The 18,252-nt window shown below is 71.1% G+C and carries 4 protein-coding genes and 1 pseudogene; all 5 read right to left on the reverse strand.

Annotated features, from left to right (window positions below):
- Window positions 1-6,400, reverse strand: a 6,400-nt coding sequence (locus tag G3N92_RS18770; protein ID WP_206129032.1) for an autotransporter-associated beta strand repeat-containing protein, incomplete at its 3' end; no start/stop codon positions are given.
- Between the two features lie 698 nt (window positions 6,401-7,098).
- Window positions 7,099-16,596, reverse strand: coding sequence for an autotransporter-associated beta strand repeat-containing protein (locus tag G3N92_RS18785; protein WP_241014883.1), 9,498 nt, complete (start codon window positions 16,594-16,596; stop codon window positions 7,099-7,101).
- 563 nt (window positions 16,597-17,159) lie between these two features.
- Window positions 17,160-17,579 carry a VOC family protein gene (locus tag G3N92_RS18790; RefSeq protein ID WP_206129033.1) on the reverse strand — a complete coding sequence of 140 codons (420 nt, stop codon included), beginning with the start codon at window positions 17,577-17,579 and terminating at the stop codon, window positions 17,160-17,162.
- A gap of 66 nt (window positions 17,580-17,645) precedes the next feature.
- The gene (locus G3N92_RS18795) at window positions 17,646-17,999 is read right to left on the reverse strand and encodes a YciI family protein (RefSeq protein ID WP_206129034.1); all 354 of its coding nucleotides are present in this window, start codon (window positions 17,997-17,999) and stop codon (window positions 17,646-17,648) included.
- A gap of 70 nt (window positions 18,000-18,069) precedes the next feature.
- Window positions 18,070-18,252, reverse strand: a pseudogene (locus G3N92_RS18800) (hypothetical protein); the annotation flags it as partial.

Here is an 18,252-nt window from a genome sequence, read left to right on the forward strand (position 1 = left end):
CGGCCGCGCCGTTCAGGCCGCCGATCGCCTGCGGCGTGGTCGCGCCGCTGACGTCGAGCGCCGTGCCGGCGTTCGCGAGGTTGACGTCGCCGGTCGAGGCGAGCGCGCCGCCCGCGCCGATCGCCAGCGTGCCCGCGTCCACCGTCGTGCCGCCCGTGAACGTGTTCGCGCCCGTCAGCGTTTCGGTGCCCGCGCCTTGCTTGACGATGCCGCCGGTGCCGTTGATCGCGCCGCCGAACGTGGCGTTGCCCGCATCGCCGAACGTCAGGCCGTTGTTGCCGAGCGCGATCGACGAGCCGGCCGCGCCGCTCAGGTTACCAAGCACCTGCGGCGTGGTCGCGCCGCCGATGTCGAACATGCTGCCCGCGTTCGCGAGGTTCAAGCCGCTGCCCGCGGCGAGCGAACCGCCCGCGCCGATCGCCAGCGTGCCCGCGTCCACCGTCGCGCCGCCCGTGAACGTATTCGCGCCCGTCAGCGTTTCGGTGCCCGCGCCTTGCTTGACGATGCCGCCGGTGCCGTTGATCGCGCCGCCGAACGTGGCGTTGCCCGCATCGCCGAACGTCAGGCCGTTGTTGCCGAGCGCGACCGACGAGCCCGCCACACCGCTCAGGCCGCCCAGCACTTGCGGCGTGGTCGCGCCGCTCAGATCGAACGTGCTGCCCGCGTTCGCGAGGTTCAAGCCGCTGCCCGCCGCGAGCGAACCGCCCGCGCCGATCGCCAGCGTGCCCGCGTCCACCGTCGCGCCGCCCGTGAACGTGTTCGCGCCCGTCAGCGTGGCCGTGCCGGTACCCGCCTTGACGATGCCGCCCGCGCCCGCGATCGTGCCGCCGAACGTTTGGTTGCCCGCATCGCCGAACGTCAGGCCGTTGCCGCCGAGCGCGACCGTCGAGCCGGCCGCGCCGCTCAGACCACCTAGCACTTGCGGCGTGGTGGCGCCGCTCAGATCGAAAGTGCTGCCCGCATTCGCGAGGTTCAGGCCGCTGCCCGCCGCCAGCGAACCGCCCGCGCCGATCGCCAGCGTGCCCGCGTCCACCGTCGCGCCGCCCGTGAACGTGTTCGCGCCGGTCAGCGTTTCGGTGCCCGAGCCCGTCTTGACGATGCCGCCTGTGCCATTGATCGCACCGCCGAACGTGGCGTTGCCGGTATCGCCGAACGTCAGCCCGTTCGCGCCGAGGTTGACGGCAGAACCGCTTGCGCCGCTCAAGCCGCCGAGGATTTGCGGCGTGGTCGCGCCGCTCAGGTCGAACGTCGTGCCCGCGTTCGCGAGGTTCAAGCTGCCGCCCGCGGCGAGCGAGCCGCCCGCACCGATCGCCAATGTGCCCGCATCGACCGTCGTGCTGCCCGTGAATGTGTTCGCGCCCGTCAGCGTTTCCGTGCCGCTGCCCTGCTTGACGATGCCGCCCGTGCCCGCGATCGCGCCGCCGAACGTCTGGTCGCTCGCGTCGCCGAACGTCAGGCCGTTCGCGCCAAGGTTGATGCCCGTTCCCGCCACGCCGCTCAGCGCGCCGACCGTCTGCGCCGCGCCCGCGTTGCCAATGTCGAAGCCCGCGCCTGCGCCGGTCAACGCGACGCTACCGGTCGACGCGAGCGAGCCCCCTGCGCCGAGCGCCAGCGTGCCTGCGCCGATCTGGGTGCCGCCCGTGAACGTGTTCGCGCCGGTCAAGGTTTCCGTGCCCGTGCCGGCCTTGACGATGCCGCCCGTGCCGGCAATCGTGCCGCCGAACGTCTGGTTGTTGGCGTCGCCGAACGTCAGGCCATTGCCGCCGAGGTTCACGCTCGTTCCCGCCACGCCCGACAGCCCGCCGATGGTTTGCGGCGCGCCCGCGCCGCCGATGTCGAAGGTCGCGCCCGCGCCGGCCAGATCGACGGGGCTGCTTGCCGCGAGCGAGCCGCCCGCGCCGAGTGCGAGCGTGCCGGCGTTGATCGTCGTCGCGCCGGTGTAGGTGTTCGCGCCCGTCAGCGTTTCGGTGCCGCTGCCTTGCTTGACGATGCCGCCCGTGCCGTTGATCGCGCCGCCGAACGTTTCGTTGCCCGAATCGCCGAACGTCAAGCCGTTCGCGCCGAGATTGACCACCGAGCCCGCCACGCCGCTCAGGCCGCCCAGCACTTGCGGCGTGGTCGCGCCGCCGATGTCGAACGTGCTGCCCGCGTTCGCGAGGTTCAAGCTGCTGCCCGCGGCGAGCGAACCGCCCGCGCCGATCGCCAGCGTGCCTGCCTCGACCGTCGCACCGCCCGTGAACGTGTTCGCGCCCGTCAAGGTTTCCCTGCCGCTGCCCTGCTTGACGATGCCGCCCGTGCCGCCGATTGCGCCGCCGAACGTTTGATCGCTGGCGTCGCCGAACGTCAGTCCGTTGCCGCCGAGGTTCACGCTCGTGCCCGCCACGCCCGACAGCCCACCGATGGTTTGCGGCGCGCCCGCGCCGCCGAGGTCGAAGGTCGCGCCTGCACCGCTCAACGCGACGCCGCCCGTGGACGCCAGCGAGCCGCCCGCGCCCAGCGCCAACGTGCCGTCGGCAATCGTCGTACCGCCGGTGAACGTGTTCGCACCGGTCAAGGTTTCGGTGCCGCTGCCTTGCTTGACGACGCCGCCCGTGCCGTTGATCGCGCCGCCGAATATTGCGTTGCCCGCATCGCCGAAGCCCAAGCCGTTCGCGCCAAGGTTGACCGTCGAGCCCGCCGCGCCGCTCAGGCTGCCCAGCACTTGTGGCGTGGTCGCGCCGCCGATGTCGAACACCGTACCCGCATTCGCGAGATTCAAGCCGCTGCCGGCCGCCAGCGAACCGCCCGCGCCAATGGCCAATGTGCCCGCGTCGACCGTCGCGCCGCCGGTGAACGTATTCGCGCCGGTCAAGGTTTCGGTGCCGCTGCCTTGCTTGACGATGCCGCCCGTGCCCGCGATCGCGCCACCGAACGTTTGATCGCTGGCGTCGCCGAACGTCAGCCCGTTCGCGCCGAGGTTCACGCCCGTTCCCGCCACGCCGCTCAGTGCGCCAATCGTCTGCGCCGCGCCCGCGTTGCCGATGTCGAACCCCGCACCCGCGCCGGTCAGCGCGACGCTGCCCGTCGAAGCGAGCGAACCGCCCGCGCCGAGCGCCAGCGTACCCGCGTCGATCGCCGTGCCGCCGGTGAACGTGTTCGCGCCCGTCAGCGTTTCGGTGCCGCTGCCCTGCTTGACGATGCCGCCCGTGCCGCCGATTGCGCCGCCGAACGTTTCGCTACCCGCATCGCCGAACGTCAAGCCGTTGCCGCCGAGCGCGACCGTCGAGCCGGCCGCGCCGGACAGGCCGCCGATCGTCCGCGCTCCATTCGCGCCCGAGAGATCGAGCGAGACGCCCGCGTTCGCGAGGTTGACGCCCCCCGATGCCGCCAGGCTGCCGTCGCCCGTCAGCGCGATGCCGCCCGCGTTGACGGTCGTGCCGCCGGTATAGGTGTTCGCGCCCGTCAGCGTTTCGATGCCGCTGCCTTGCTTGACGATGCCGCCCGTGCCGTTGATCGTGCCGCCGAACGTTTGATCGCTCGCATCGCCGAACGTCAGACCATTTGCGCCGAGATTCACCCCCGTTCCCGCCACGCCGCTCAACGCGCCGACCGTCTGCGCCGCGCCCGCGTTGCCGATGTCGAAGCCCGCGCCCGCGCCGGTCAACGCAACGCTGCCCGTCGAAGCGAGCGAGCCGCCCGCGCCCAGCGCCAGCGTGCCGTCCGCAATCGTGGTGCCGCCGGTGAACGTGTTCGCACCGGTCAGCGTCTCGGTGCCGCTGCCCTGCTTGACGATGCCGCTCGTGCCCGCGATCGTGCCGCCGAAGTTGCCGGCGCTCACGTCGCCGAACGCGAGGCCGTTGCCGCCGAGGTTGACGTTCGTGCCGGCCGCGCCGTTCAACGCGCCGATGGTTTGCGGCGCGCCCGCGCCGCTGATGTCGAAGCCCGCCCCCGCGCCGGCCAGCGTCACGCCGCCCGTCGACGCCAGCGAGCCGCCCGCGCCCAGCGCCAGCGTGCCCGCGCCGATCGTCGTGCCGCCGGTGTAGGTGTTCGCGCCCGTCAGCGTTTCCGTGCCGCTGCCCGTCTTGGTCACGCCGCCCGTGCCGTCGAGCGTGCCGCCGAACGCATGATTGCCCGCATCGCCGAAGCTCAGCGCGTTCGCGCCGAGATTGACGGTCGTGCCCGCCGCGCCGGCCAGCGCGCCGATCGCCTGCGGCGTGGTCGCGCCGCTGATGTCGAGGCCCGTACCCGCGTTCGCGAGGTTCACGGTGCCCTGGTTCGACAGGCTGCCGCCCGCGCCCACCGCAATCGTCCCTGCGTTGATCGTCGTGCCGCCGGTATAGGTGTTCGCGCCCGTCAGCGTTTCCGTGCCGCTGCCCTGCTTGATCAGCCCGCCCGTACCCGAGATCGCGCCGCCGAACGTCTGGCTGCTCGCATCGCCGAACGTCAACGCGTTCGCGCCGAGATTGACGCCGGTGCCGGCCACGCCGCTCAACGCGCCGATCGTCTGCGGCCCGCTCGCGCCGGCGATGTCGAAGCCGGCGCCCGCGCCCGTCAGCGCCACGCTGCCGGTGGACGCCAGCGAGCCGCCCGCGCCCAGCGCCAGCGTGCCCGCGCCGATCGTGGTGCCGCCCGTGAACGTGTTGGCGCCCGTCAGCGTTTCCGTGCCCGTGCCCTGCTTGACGATGCCGCCCGTGCCGCTGATCGTGCCGCCGAACGTCTGGCTGCTCGCATCGCCGAACGTCAGCCCATTGCCGCCCAGCGCGACGGTGGTGCCGCCCACGCCGCTCAGCGCGCCGATCGTCTGGCTCGCGCCCGACGCGCCGATGTCGAAGCTCGCGCCCGCGCCGCCGAGATCGACACTGCCGGTGGGCGCCAGCGACGCGCCCGCGCCGAGCGCCAGCGTGCCCGCATTGACGGTGGTGCCGCCGGTGTAGCTGTTCGCGCCGGACAGCGTGACGGTGGCGCCGCCGTTCTTGACGAGGCTGCCCGCACCCGTCACCGGGTTGCCGAGGCTCATCGCGTTGCTGCCGCCGAGCGTCAGCGCCGCGCCCGAACCGATCGCGACCTGATTGGCGAGCGTCACCGCCTGGCTGCTGTCGAGCGTGGCGTTACCGCCCACCGTCAGCGCGCCGGTGCCGAGCGCCTGGTTGTTGCCGGCCACGAGCGTGCCCGCGTTGAGGCTGGTGCCGCCGGTATAACTGTTCGCGCCGGACAGCGTCAGCGCGCCGCTGCCCGTCTTGGTCACCGGGCCGACACCCGAGATCGCGCCGGACAGGCCGAGGCTCGCCGTGCCGCCCACGCCGAGGCCGTTGCCCGCCGCGTTGATGGCGTTGTTCATCGCGAGGCCCGGCGTGGCCGACTGGATCGTGCCGCCGTTCGACGTGATCGTGCCGGTGCCGAGCCCCGCCGCGTTGCCGACGATCGCGGTGGCGCCGTTGCCGAGCGTGGCGTCGGTGGCCGTCGATGCGCCGCTCAGCGTCCACGCGCCGCTTTGCACGTCGAGATGATTGAAGTTGATATAGCCGGTGTTGTCGAGCGTGCCGGCGGCCGTGGCGCCCTGCGCGAGCGACAGCGTGTTGTTGCCGCCCGCGCCGCCGTCGACGAGGCCCGTGGGCGCGAAGCCGATCGTGACCGCGGCGATCCCGAGCTCGACCGCGAGGCCCGTGCCGCCCGCCGTGTTGACCGACGAGCCGGTGACGGCCGTGAAATGGTTGGTGCTGTTCGCGCCCATCGACACGCTGCCGTTGATCGTGCCGGAATTCGTGAACGTGTTGCCGCCCGCGGACGCGCCGAGCGCGGTGCGGCCCGTGATCGTGCCCGAGTTGTTGACGTTGACCTGCCCGCCGCCGTAAGCAGCGATCACGCCCGCGTCCGGCCCGAGCAGCGTCGCGTCGATGATGCCGGTGGTCGACATCGTGCCGGTGTTCGTGATGTTGGTGGTGCCGCCCGCGCGGTTCTGCACGTTCAGCGCGAAGCCGCTGGCGCCGATGGCCACGCCGGTGGAACCCATCATCGTGCCGTTGTTGGTGACGGTTTGCGTGCTGCCCACAGAGTTGGCGTTGCCCATCACCACACCCGACGACAGCACGCCGAGGCCGGTGCCGAGCAGGGTCGGATCGATGCGGCCGTTGTTGGTCAGCGTGGCGTTGTTGCCGGTCAGCGTCACCGCGTTGCCGAGCACCCCGAGCAGCACGCCGACGCCCGCGCCGTTGGCGACCGTGACGTTGACGTTGTTGGTGCCGTTCAGCAGGCTCGGCGCGATCGGATTGGCCGCGCCCACGCACGACACCACGGTGCCGGCGCCCGTGCACGCCGCCTCGGCGGGAATGATGCCCGCGCCGACCAGCGCCAGGAACACGCCCATCGCGGGCAACAGCTTCGGCAGTTCGCCGTCCTTCTTCACATGGCTGACGCGGGTCATCGGGCAATTCTCCATTAACGGTGATTGCGGTATCCGGCAATTCCTATTCGAATCGAAATGGCATAGATCATTTTTTACCCGATTCGATTTCAAACCGGTAATGCCTGCTAATTCATGAAAGCGGGACGAACGCCTCCCCCGCCGTGCTGCGGCGCGGCGCGAAAAACCGTTCGAATCGGCCTGGAAAGCCGGCGTGCGGACGGCACGGTCGGATACGCGAGTACCGTCAATACTGCTGGGCAGCGTTGCGAATAATCAAACGCGCAGGATTTGAATTGCCCCCTCGGGAATAAAACGTGCGAAACGCGGATGGCCGGCCAATCTGTTTAATTCTGTTTCAATGTTTAAAAAGGCTACAACAGATCAAGACAAATTGACAATTGCCATTCAACCAATTCAGGGAATTTCTGAATGAAAATGATTGCGCGCTTTTTTAGCGTCGAATAATGGCGGCGGCGGATTTCGATCGCGAAACAATCGGCGCGGTCGCGAATCCGGCGATTGATGCGCATTCCGAAACGGCGGGACGGCGGGACAGCCCGCGCGATACGTTGCGGACGCAACCGGTTTTGCCGCGCGACGGCCACAACGGCAACGCCGGCCGGGAACGGAAGCTGCGCAAGGGAGTGCGGCGTGAAGGGGGAGAGAATGCGAACGGACGCGCCGTGCGTCCGTTCGCGTATCGGCGCTGCGTCCGATCAGAACTTCCAGAGCAGGTTGCCGAGCACCGCGTTGTCGCGCACGCCGCTGCCGTACTGGCCGCTGTACGTCAGGCCGAGCTTCAGGCGTTGCGTCAGGTTGGCGTCGATGCCCAGCTCCATGACCGCCGCGTCGCGCGCGATCGGCACGCCGGTCACCTGGAACGAACCGCCGCCGCTCACGAACGAGTACGTCGCATTCGGCGTGGTCGCGCCGAACGCGTGACGCCAGCCGGCCATCGCGCGCGCCGTGAAGCCGCCCTTCGACATCACGTTGAACTGCGTCGCCGCGCGCAGGCCGGCCGTCGAGAAGCCGATGTTGTTCGACTGGCTGCCGCTGCGCAGCGCCGCGGCGCCGCCCGTCTCGCTCATGCCGTCGGTATGCAGGTTCACGTAGGCCAGGTTCAGGAACGGCTCGAGCGCGATCGGCCCGGCCGGCAGCGCGTAGCCCACTTCGCCGAACACCTGCGCCGTCTGCGCGTTGATGCCGCTTTGCGCATGATCCGAGAAGCCCGCGAACGACGGATAGCGATCGCCGTCGATGCGATGCCACGTATAGGCCGCGCCGGCGCGCACGCCGAGCGCGCCGAACTGGCCGCCGCCGTATGCCGACACCGAATAGCTGTCTGCGCTGGCCGACGATTGCGTGTCGTTGTCGAAGCTGCTGTGCGTGACGCTGCCCGCCATACCCGCGCGCCAGTGATCGCCGAGGCCCATGTCCGCGCCCGCGATGAAGCCAGTCATGCTGCGCGAGATCGACGACGCGTTGCCGTCGCCGTCGAGCCGGCTGCGGCCGCCGAACGCCTGCCCCCACACCACCGGCTGATACGGCGCGGCCTGGCAACGCTGCTGCGCGGCCGCCGCCCCGGCCGGGCCGGAGAGCACCGAGTTGGCGTCGCCACACATCGACGCGCCGCCCGAAGCCAACGCCGCGAGCGGCCCGCTCGATGCGCCGAGGCCCTGGCGCAGGCGATCCGTCACCGCATCGCGCACGTAGCGGCTGTCGGTCAGCAGCACGCTCTTGATGCTCGCGTACAGCTCGCCGTCGAGCGCGTTGAACGCCGCGCGCGCGTTGCCCGCGTCGCTCGACAGCACCGCGTCGTAGATCGCGTTGCCGATGCCGAGCGTGCCGATCGCGCCGGCGACCTGACGCTGGTTGACCGTCTGCGCGACATCCGTGAACGACGTGCCGTTCGTCACGAGGCTCAGCAGGACGCGGTTGGCGTCGTAGCTGAGCAGCGGCTTCAGGAACGCGAGGTTGCTGTTGACGCCGCTGAACGTGCCGTTCACGCCGCCGCCCGCGTTGACGATCGTGTAGCGCGTGAGCGGCGAATACGCGCCGTCGTTGGCCTGCACCTGCACCGTGCCGCCGTTGAGCTGCGCGCTGCCGGTGGCCGCGACCGAACCGGCCTGCTGCGTCGTGGCCGCGATCTGCAGCGTCGAGCCCGGCTGGAACGTCACGTTGCCCGCCACGTTCAGCGCCGCGCCGGGCTGGCTCGCGGCCGCCGTCGCGCCGCCGTTGACCACCAGCCCGCCGATCGTGCCGGTGCCGGTGACGATCGCGCCGCTGTTGACGGTCACGGTCGATTGCGCCAGCGAACCGGCCACGTTCAGCGTGCCGGCCGCCACCGTGGTCGGGCCGCTCAGCGTGCTCGCGCCGGTCAGCGTCAACTGGCCGTTGCCGGCCTGCGTCAGCGAACCGGTGCCGCCGATCGCGCCGTCGTACGTGATGTTGTCGCCGCGCGCGAACAGCAGCCGGCCGAAGTTGGCGATGTTGCCGCGGATCGAGCCGGCGCTGCCGCCGTCGCCGACCTGCAGCGTGCCGCCGCCGATCGTGGTGCCGCCGGAGTAGGTGTTCTCGCCCGTCAGCGTCAGCGTGCCGGCACCGTTCTTGATCAGCGCGCCCGCGCCCGTCAGGTTGCCGCCGTAGGTGCCGCCGCCGGCCGTGAGGCTGCCCGTGCCCGTGTCGACGGTGCTGCCGGCCGCGCCGTTCAGCGCGTCGAGCGTCAGCGCGGTGGTGCCGAGCAGCAGGCTGCCGCCGTTGAGGGTCAGCGAGCCGACGCCGAGCGCCCGCGCGTTGCCGACCGCGAGCGTGCCCGCGTTCAGCGTGGTGCCGCCGCTGAACGTGTTCGCGCCGGAGAGCGTCAGCGCCGCATCGCCGTTCTTGACGAGGCCGCCCGTGCCGGACACGGCGCCCGCCAGCGTCAGGTTCTGGCTGCCGCCGACGATGGCCGTGCTGCCGAGATCGACGGCGTTGGCGAGCGCGACCGGCGCCGACGCGTCGAGCGTGGCCGGCGCGGCGATGTTCAGCTCGCCGGTGCCGAGCGCGCCGTTCGCGCCGACCACCAGCGTGCCGCCCGTCACGGTCGTGCCGCCGCTGTAGGTGCTGTCGCCCGCGAGCGTCTGGGTGCCCGCGCCCGTCTTGACGAGGCCGCCGGTACCGGCAATCGCACCGCCGAACGCGGCGCTGCCCGCGCCGCCGACGCTCAGCGTGTTCGCGCCGAGATTCATGGCCGAGCCGGCCACGCCGTTCAGCGCGCCGAGCGTCTGCGGCGTGGTCGCGGCGCTGATGTCGAACGCGGCGCCCGTATTGGCGAGCGTGAGATCGCCGCCCGACACCAGCGAACCGCCTGCGCCGATCGCGAGCGTACCGGCCGCGATCGTCGTGCCGCCCGTGTACGTGTTCGCGCCGGTCAGCGTGGCCGTGCCGCTGCCTTGCTTCGCGATGCCGCCGGTGCCCGAGATCGTGCCGCTGAACGTTTCGAAGACGCTGCCGCCGAACGTCAGGGTGTTGCCGCCGAGCGCGATCTGCGTGCCGGCCACGCCGCTCAGCCCGCCGATCGTCTGATTCGCGCCCGCGCCGCCGATGTCGAACGCCGCGCCCGCATTCGTCAGCGCAACGCCGCCGGTGGCCGCGAGCGAGCCGCCCGCGCCGAGCGCCAGCGTGCCCGCATTGACGGTCGTGCCGCCCGTGTAGGTGTTGGCGCCCGTCAGCGTCTCGGTGCCGCTGCCCTGCTTGACGATTCTGCCGGTGCCGCCGATCGCACCGCCGAAGCTCTGGCTGGTCGCATCGCCGAGCGTCAGCGTCTTCGCGCCGAGCGTGACGACGCTGCCGGCCGCGCCCGCCAGCGCACCGATCGTCTGGTTCGCGTTCGCGCCGCCGATGTCGAAGCCCGCGCCCGCGTTCGCGAGGTTCACTTGGGTGCTGGCCGCGAGCGAGCCGTTGCCGGCAAGCGTCAGCGTGCCCGCGTTGACGGTTGCGCCGCCCGTGAACGTGTTCGCGCCCGTCAGCGTTTCGATACCGCTGCCCTGCTTGGTGATGCCGCCCGTGCCCGTGATCGCACCACCGAACGTGGCGTTGCCCGCGTCGCCCAGCGTCAGGCCGTTGCCGCCCAGCGACACGGTCGTACCGGCCGCGCCGCTCAGCCCGCCGATGGTCTGCGCCGTGGTCGCCCCGCTCAGATCGAGCGTTGCGCCCGCGTTCGCGAGCGTCACGCCGCCCATCGAAGCCAGCGAGCCGCCCGCGCCGATGGCCAGCGTGCCCGCATTGACGGTCGTGCCGCCCGTGTAGGTGTTCGCGCCCGTCAGCGTTTCCGTGCCGCTGCCCTGCTTCGCGATGCCGCCGGTGCCCGTGATCGCGCCGCCGAACGCCTGGTTGGTCGTGCCGCCGAACGTGAGCGCGTTCGCGCCAAGATCGACCGTGGAACCGGCCACGCCAGACAACGCCCCGATGGTCTGGTTCGCACCCGCGCCGCCGATGTCGAAGCCCGCGCCCGCATTCGCGAGATTGACGCTGCTGCCCGCCGCCAGCGAACCGCCTGCGCCAATGGCCAGCGTGCCCGCGTTGACGGTTGCGCCGCCGGTGAACGTGTTCGCGCCCGTCAGCGTTTCGGTGCCGCTGCCTTGCTTCGTAACGCCGGCGGTGCCCGCGATCGTGCCGCCGAACGTTTCGTTGCCCGAATCGCCGAACGTCAGGCCATTGCCGCCGATATCGACGGTGGTGCCGGCCACGCCGCTCAGGCCGCCGATGGCCTGCGGCGCGCCGGCCGCGCTTGCGTCGAAACGGGAGCCGGCGTTGGTCAGATCGACACCGCCGGACAGCGAGCCGCCCGCGCCCAGCGCCAGCGTGCCGGCGGCGACCGTGGCGACGCCCGTGAAGCTGTTCGCGCCCGTCAGCGTGACCGTGCCGCTGCCCTGCTTCGCGATGCCGCCGGTGCCGGCGATCGCGCCGCCGAAGGTTTGGTTGCCGGCGTCGCCGAACGTCAGGTTGTTGCCGCCGAGATTGACGCTCGTGCCGGCCGCGCCGCTCAGCCCGCCGATCGCCACCGCCGTGGTCGCACCGCCGATATCGAAGCCCGCGCCCGCGTTCGCCAGATTCACGTTGGCGCCGGCCGCGAGCGAACCGCTCCCGGCGAGCGCGAGCGTGCCCGCGTCGACGGTCACGCCGCCCGTGAACGTATTCGCGCCCGTCAGCGTTTCGGTGCCGCTGCCTTGCTTCGTGATGCCCGCCGTGCCGGTGATCGCGCCGCCGAACGTCGCGTTGCCCGCATCGCCGAGCGTCAGGCCGTTGCCGCCCAGCGCCACCGTCGAACCGGCCGCGCCCGACAGGCCGCCGATGGTCTGGCTCGCGCCCGCGTTGACGATGTCGAAGCCCGCCCCCGCGTTCGCGAGATTGACGCTGCCCGTCGCCGCCAACGCGCCGCCCGCGCCAATCGCCAGCGTGCCCGCGTTGACGGTTGCGCCGCCCGTGAACGTGTTCGCGCCCGTCAGCGTTTCGGTGCCGCTGCCTTGCTTCGTGAGGCCGCCGGTGCCGCTGATCGCGCCGCCGAACGTGGCGTTGCCCGCGTCGCCCAGCGTCAGGCCGTTGCCGCCCAGCGAGACGGTCGTACCGGCCACGCCGCTCAAGCCGCCGATGGTCTGCGCCGTGGTCGCCGCGCTCAGATCGAGCGTTGCGCCCGCGTTCGCGAGCGTCACGCCGCCCGTCGAGGCCAGCGAGCCGCCCGCGCCAATTGCCAGCGTGCCGGCGTTGACGGTCGTGCCGCCGGTGTAGGTGTTCGCGCCCGTCAGCGTTTCCGTGCCGCTGCCTTGCTTCGCGATGCCACCCGTGCCCGTGATCGCGCCGCCGAACGTGGCGTTGCCCGCGTCGCCGAGGCTCAGGCCATTGCCGCCCAGCGACACGGTGGTACCCGCCACGCCGCTGAGCGCACCGATGGTTTGCGGCGCACTCGCGCCGCCGATATCGAAACCCGCCCCCGCGTTCGCGAGGTTGACGCTGCTGCCCGCCGCCAGCGAGCCGCCCGCGCCGATGGCCAGCGTGCCCGCGTTGACGGTTGCGCCGCCCGTGAACGTATTCGCGCCCGTCAGCGTTTCGGTGCCGCTGCCTTGCTTCGTGATGCCCGCCGTGCCGGTGATCGCGCCGCCGAACGTTTCGTTGCCCGCATCGCCGAGCGTCAGGCCGTTGCCGCCCAGCGACACGGTCGTACCGGCCACACCGCCGAGCCCGCCGATGGCCTGCGCCGTGGTCGCGCCGCTCAGGTCGAGCGTTGCGCCCGCGTTCGCGAGCGTCACGACGCCCGTCGAGGCCAGCGAGCCGCCCGCGCCGATGGCCAGCGTGCCCGCGTCGACGGTCGTGCCGCCCGTGTAGGTGTTCGCGCCCGTCAGCGTTTCGGTGCCGCTGCCTTGCTTGATCAGCACGCCCGTACCCGAAATCGCGCCGCCGAACGTCTGGTTGGTCGCGTCGCCGAACGTCAGCGCGTTCGCGCCGAGACCGACCGTGGAACCGGCCGCGCCCGACAGCGTGCCGATGGTCTGGTTCGCGCTCGCGCCGCCGATGTCGAAACCCGCGCCCGCGTTCGCGAGGTTGACGCTGCTGCCCGCTGCCAGCGAGCCGCCTGCGCCGATGGCGAGCGTGCCCGCGTCGACGGTCACGCCGCCCGAGAACGTATTGGCGCCCGTCAGCGTCTCGGTGCCGCTGCCTTGCTTCGTGATGCCCGCCGTGCCGGTGATCGCGCCGCCGAACGTTTCGTTGCCCGCATCGCCGAACGTCAGGCCGTTGCCGCCCAGCGCCACCGTCGAACCGGCCGCGCCCGACAGGCCGCCGATGGTCTGGCTCGCGCCCGCGCCGCTGATGTCGAACACGGTGCCCGTATTCGCGAGGTTCACGCTCGAAGCGGCCGCCAGCGAGCCGCCCGCGCCCAGCGCCAGCGTGCCCGCGTTGATGGTCGCGCCGCCGGTGAACGTGTTCGCGCCCGTCAGCGTTTCGGTGCCGCTGCCCCGCTTCGTGATGCCGCCGGTGCCGCTGATCGTGCCGTTGAACGTTTCGAAGACGCTGTCGCCGAACGTCAGGGTGTTGCCGCCGAGGTTGACGCTCGTGCCGGCCACGCCGCTCAGCCCGCCGATGGCCTGGTTCGCGCCCGCGCCGCCGATGTCGAACGCCGCGCCCGCATTCGTCAGCGCAACGCCGCCGGTGGCCGCGAGCGAACCGCCCGCGCCGAGCGCCAGCGTGCCGGCGGCGATCGTGGTACCGCCCGTGTAGGTGTTGGCGCCCGTCAGCGTTTCCGTACCGCTGCCCTGCTTGACGATCGCGCCGGTGCCGCCGATCGCGCCGCCGAAGCTCTGGCTGGTCGCGTCGCCGAGCGTCAGCGTCTTCGCGCCGAGCGTGACGGTGCTGCCGGCCGCGCCCGCCAGCGCGCCGATCGTCTGGTTCGCGTTCGCGCCGCTGATGTCGAAGCCTGCGCCCGCGTTCGCGAGATCGAGGTGAGTGCCGGCCGCGAGCGAGCCGTTGCCGCTGATCGCGAGCGTGCCGGCGGCGACGGTCGCGCCGCCCGTGAACGTGTTCACGCCCGTCAGCGTTTCGGTGCCGCTGCCCTGCTTGGTGATGCCGCCCGTGCCGCTGATCGTGCCGCCGAAGCTCTGGTTGCTCGCGTCGCCGAGCGTGAGGCCGTTGCCGCCGAGCGCGATGGTCGTGCCGGTCACGCCCGTCAACGCGCCGATCGTCTGGTTCGCGCCCGCGCCGCTGATGTCGAAGCGCGAGCCCGACGCGCCGAGGTTCAACTCGCCGCCGGCGGCCAGCGAGCCGCCCGCGCCGAGCGCCAGCGTGCCGCCGATGATGGTGGTGCCGCCGGTGTAGGTATTCGCGCCCGTCAGCGTTTCGGTGCCGCTGCCCTGCTTGACCACGCCGCCGGCGCCGCCGATCGTACCGCCGAACGTGTGGCTGCCGGCATCGCCGAACGCGAGGCTGTTCGCGCCGAGCGAGATGCTCGAGCCGGCCGCGCCGACCAGCCCGCCGATGGTCTGCGGCGAAGCCGCGCCGCTCACGTCCAGGCCGGTGCCCGCGTTGGCGAGGTTGACGGTGCCGAAGCCCGACAGCGAGCCGCCGCCGCTGATCGCGAGCGTGCCTTCGTTGATGGTGGTATTGCCGGTGTAGGTGTTGGCGCCCGTCAGCGTCTCGGTGCCGCTGCCCTGCTTGACCACGCCGCCGGTGCCGTCGATCGTGCCGCCGAACGTGTGGTCGGAGGCGTCGCCGAAGCTCAGCGAGTTCGGGCCGAGCGAGACCGTGGTGCCGCTCACGCCCGACAGCCCGCCGATGGTCTGGTTCGCGCCCGAGCTGGCGATGTCGAAACCGGCGCCCGCCGTGTTGAGATCCACATCGCCGGTGGCCGCGAGCGAGCCGCCCGCGCCGAGCTTCAGCGTGCCCCCGCTGATGGTGGTGCCGCCCGTGTAGGTGTTGGCGCCCGTCAGCGTCTCGGTGCCGCTGCCCTGCTTGACGATCCCGCCGCCGTCCTCGATCGTGCCGGCGAAGGTCTGGTTGGTCGAATCGCCGAAGCTCAGCGTGTTGAGGCCGAGCCCGACAGTGGAGCCCGCCACGCCCGACAGCGAACCGATCGTCTCGTCCCCGTTCGCGCCGGCGATCTCGAAGCTGGCCCCGCTGCCGGCGAGACTCACCGCGCCGGTGGACAGCAGCGAGCCGGCGCCGCCGAGCGCCAGCGTGCCCGAGTTGATCACGGTCGGGCCGGTGTAGGTGTTGCCGGCCGCCAGCGTGAAGACACCCAGGCCGTCCTTGGTCACGCCGCCGCCGCCCGAAATCGCGCCGGCCAGCGCCATGCCGATACCGCCGTCGAGCGTGAGCGCCGTGCCGGTGTTCACGGAGATCTGGTTCGTCAGAAACACGAACTGGCTGGAATCGATCGTCGCGTTGCCGCTCACCGTCAGGGTGCCGGTGCCGAGCGCCGCGCTGTTGCCAAGCGTCAAGGTGCCCGACTGCAGATCGGTGCCGCCGGTGTAACTGTTCGCGCTGCTCAGCAGCAGCGTGCCGGTGCCGGCCTGCGTCAGCGACCCGCCGCCCGAGATCGTGCCGCTGAGCCCGAGGTTGTTGGTGCCGCTCACGGTCAGGCCGTTGCCCGTCACGCCGATGTCGTTCGAGAGCGTGAGCCCCGAGGTCGAGGCCTGGATCGTGCCGCCGTTGGCGTTGATGGTGCCGGTGCCTAGCGAGGCGTCGTTGTCGATCACCGCCGTCGTGCCGTTGCTGAGCGTGGCGTCGGTCGCGCCCGACGCGCCGGACAGCGCCCAGGTGCCGCTCTGCACGTCGAGGTGGTTGAAGTTGATGTAGCTGCTGTTGTTGATCGCACCGGTGGCCCCGCTGCCCTGCTGCAGCGACAGCGTGTTGTTGCCGCCGGCGCCGCCGTCCACGGTGCCGGTCGCCGCGAAGTTGATGGTGGTCGCGCCGATGCCGAGGTTGGTCTGGAGCGCCGTGCCGCCCGCCGCGGCGACCGACGAGCCGGTGGTGGCGATGAACTGGTTGGTGCTGTTCTGCCCCATCGACACGCTGCCGTTCACGGTGCCGGAGTTCGTGAACGTGTTGCCGCCCGACGCGCTGCCGAGCGCGACGCGGCCCGAGATGGTGCCCGAGTTGTCGATGTTGACCTGGCCGCCGCCGTAGGTCGCGATCACGCCCGCGTCGGCGCCGGTCAGCGTCGCGCCGGTGATGCCGATGGTGCTCATCACGCCGTTGTTGGTGATGTTGGTGGTGCCGCCGGCGCCGTTCTGCACCGCCAGCGCCATGCCGGTCAGCGTGATCGCCACGCCCGAACTGCCCCGCATGAGGCCGTTGTTGACGATGGTTTCCGTGCTGCCTGCCGCGTTGCCCATCACCACGCCCGAGGACAGCACGCCGAGGCCGGTGCCGAGCGCGGCCGTATCGATCTGGCCGTTGTTGGTGAGCGTGTTGTTCACGCCGGTCAGCGTCATCACGTTGCCGCCGGAGCCGAGCAGCACGCCCACGGTGGCGCCGTTGTTGACGGTCACGTTCAGATTGTTGGCGCCGTTCGCATAGCTAGGCGCGAGCGGGTTGGCCGCGCCCGAGCAGGTGACGTTGCTGCCCACCGTCGTGCAGGTGGCATGCGCGGGAACGATGCCGGCGCCGACCAGCGCAACAAATACGCCCATGGCGGGCAGGAAGGGCGGCAGATTGCCGTCGTGCGATTGGCGAGCGCGAACCATGTTGAAACTCCCCCGGAAAACGTTTTATTGGTTATGAATCGATTTGACGTCTGGTTTGGGCGTCTCGCCGAAATTCTGGCGTTTGGCCGAATATCGCCGGCAAAAAGCATAGGCACGAATCATCGATTGGGCCGGCGAGCCGCAATCGGCATTCAGCCGCGGTTTCGCGACCGTGAATCGTGTGTGACGCAACATCCAGACGGAGCCCGCCCGCCGCGGCGCACGCGGAGGCACGGAAGCGATCCGGCCGGGGCCGCGCGACTGACATCGCGCGGCACGGCCGAATCGCGAATCCGCATTCAACATCGTTATTTTTTCTACGCGTCGAGATTCTATCGGTCTATCGGCAAAATAATCGACGATTGAACCCGTGTTTTAAATTTTTTTTTAATGCGCAATCGTTTCAACCCCGTATTCGCGCGAATCGGGACACCGAACTGGCGATTAAAAGGGATGGATCGTCACCCGCCATTGGCTGCAATGCAGCCGCGGCGCTTGCATTCGAAAACGGAAGCGCAACGACGCGGCGGCGAGCGGCACCGGCACGCGTTCGCACGCAGCGATTACGCCGCGGCCGCCCCCGCGTCCGCTCCGGCCGCCGGCAGATACACCAGTTCCCAGACATGCCCGTCCGGATCGGCAAAGGCCGCGCCGTACATCGGCCCCTGTTGCCCGGGCGCCCGGACGACCACGCCGCCGGCGTCCTGCACGGCGGCGACCAGCCGGTCGACCTCGTCCCGATCGTCGCAAGACAGGCACAGCAGGGTCTGCAGGCGCTCGGCCGGATCGCAGATCGGCTTGTCGGTGAAACTGGCGAAGAACGGGTGCGAGAGCAGCATCGCGAAGATGGCGCTGCCGATTCGCATGCAGGCCGCGTCGGCGTTGCTGAACTCAGGCACCGGGGTGAAGCCGAGCGCGGTGTAGAAGCCGCGCGCGCGGGCCACTTCCCGAACCGGAAGGTTGACGTAGATTTGACGATGCATCGCGATTCTCCCGTGTCGATCGACAGGCCGGCGCGGATCGCGCCGGCCGGATTCCGTGCGGCCCGCTCAGAGAAAAGAGGGGCCAACCTCGCGCACTTCCACCGTGCACCATTCGGCGGCCGGGCAGGCCTTGGCGATCGCGACGGCCTCGCCCGCGGTGGCGACGTCGAGCAGGAAGACGCCGCCGATCATTTCCCTGGCCTCGGCATCCGGGCCCTCGACGACGCGCGATTCGCCGTTGCGGACCTGCACGCGCGTGGCCTTGTCCTCCGACACCAGCGATTCGGCCACGCGCAGCACGCCGCGCGATTGCAGGTCGCCGGCAAAACGCAGCATCCGCTCGTACAGCGCGCGGCCCTCTTCCTGCGTGCGTTGGGCGCGCTGGCCCGTGGGTTCGGCAATCAGAAGCACAAAAGCCATATGTCTCTCCGGTGATCGAACGACGATAACGACAAGACAGCAACGAAAACCAAGGCAGAAACCGCGCCGCCTATTCTGAGCGCGAGGCTGGCGAGCGTCCATCGGCGGACGCCAGCGGCCCGGCGAACGCATATCGCAGCCTCGCCGCCGCGGCGGCCCCCGCCAGCCACAGCCAACCCGCTACAAGCCCGGCCAGGTGGCCTTCAGCGGCGACCGGGCCGCCGAGCCAGGCGGCCTCGGCCGGCGGCGCACC

It is taken from the genome of Burkholderia sp. Ac-20379, assembly GCF_017104645.1.
Lineage (GTDB): Bacteria > Pseudomonadota > Gammaproteobacteria > Burkholderiales > Burkholderiaceae > Burkholderia.

What these genes read in the sequence shown, in the direction of transcription:
- G3N92_RS18785 (WP_241014883.1), bottom strand. Translation starts at nt 16,596, where the DNA reads ATGGTTCGCGCTCGCCAATCGCACGACGGCAATCTGCCGCCCTTCCTG.
- G3N92_RS18790 (WP_206129033.1), bottom strand. Translation starts at nt 17,579, where the DNA reads ATGCATCGTCAAATCTACGTCAACCTTCCGGTTCGGGAAGTGGCCCGC.
- G3N92_RS18795 (WP_206129034.1), bottom strand. Translation starts at nt 17,999, where the DNA reads ATGGCTTTTGTGCTTCTGATTGCCGAACCCACGGGCCAGCGCGCCCAA.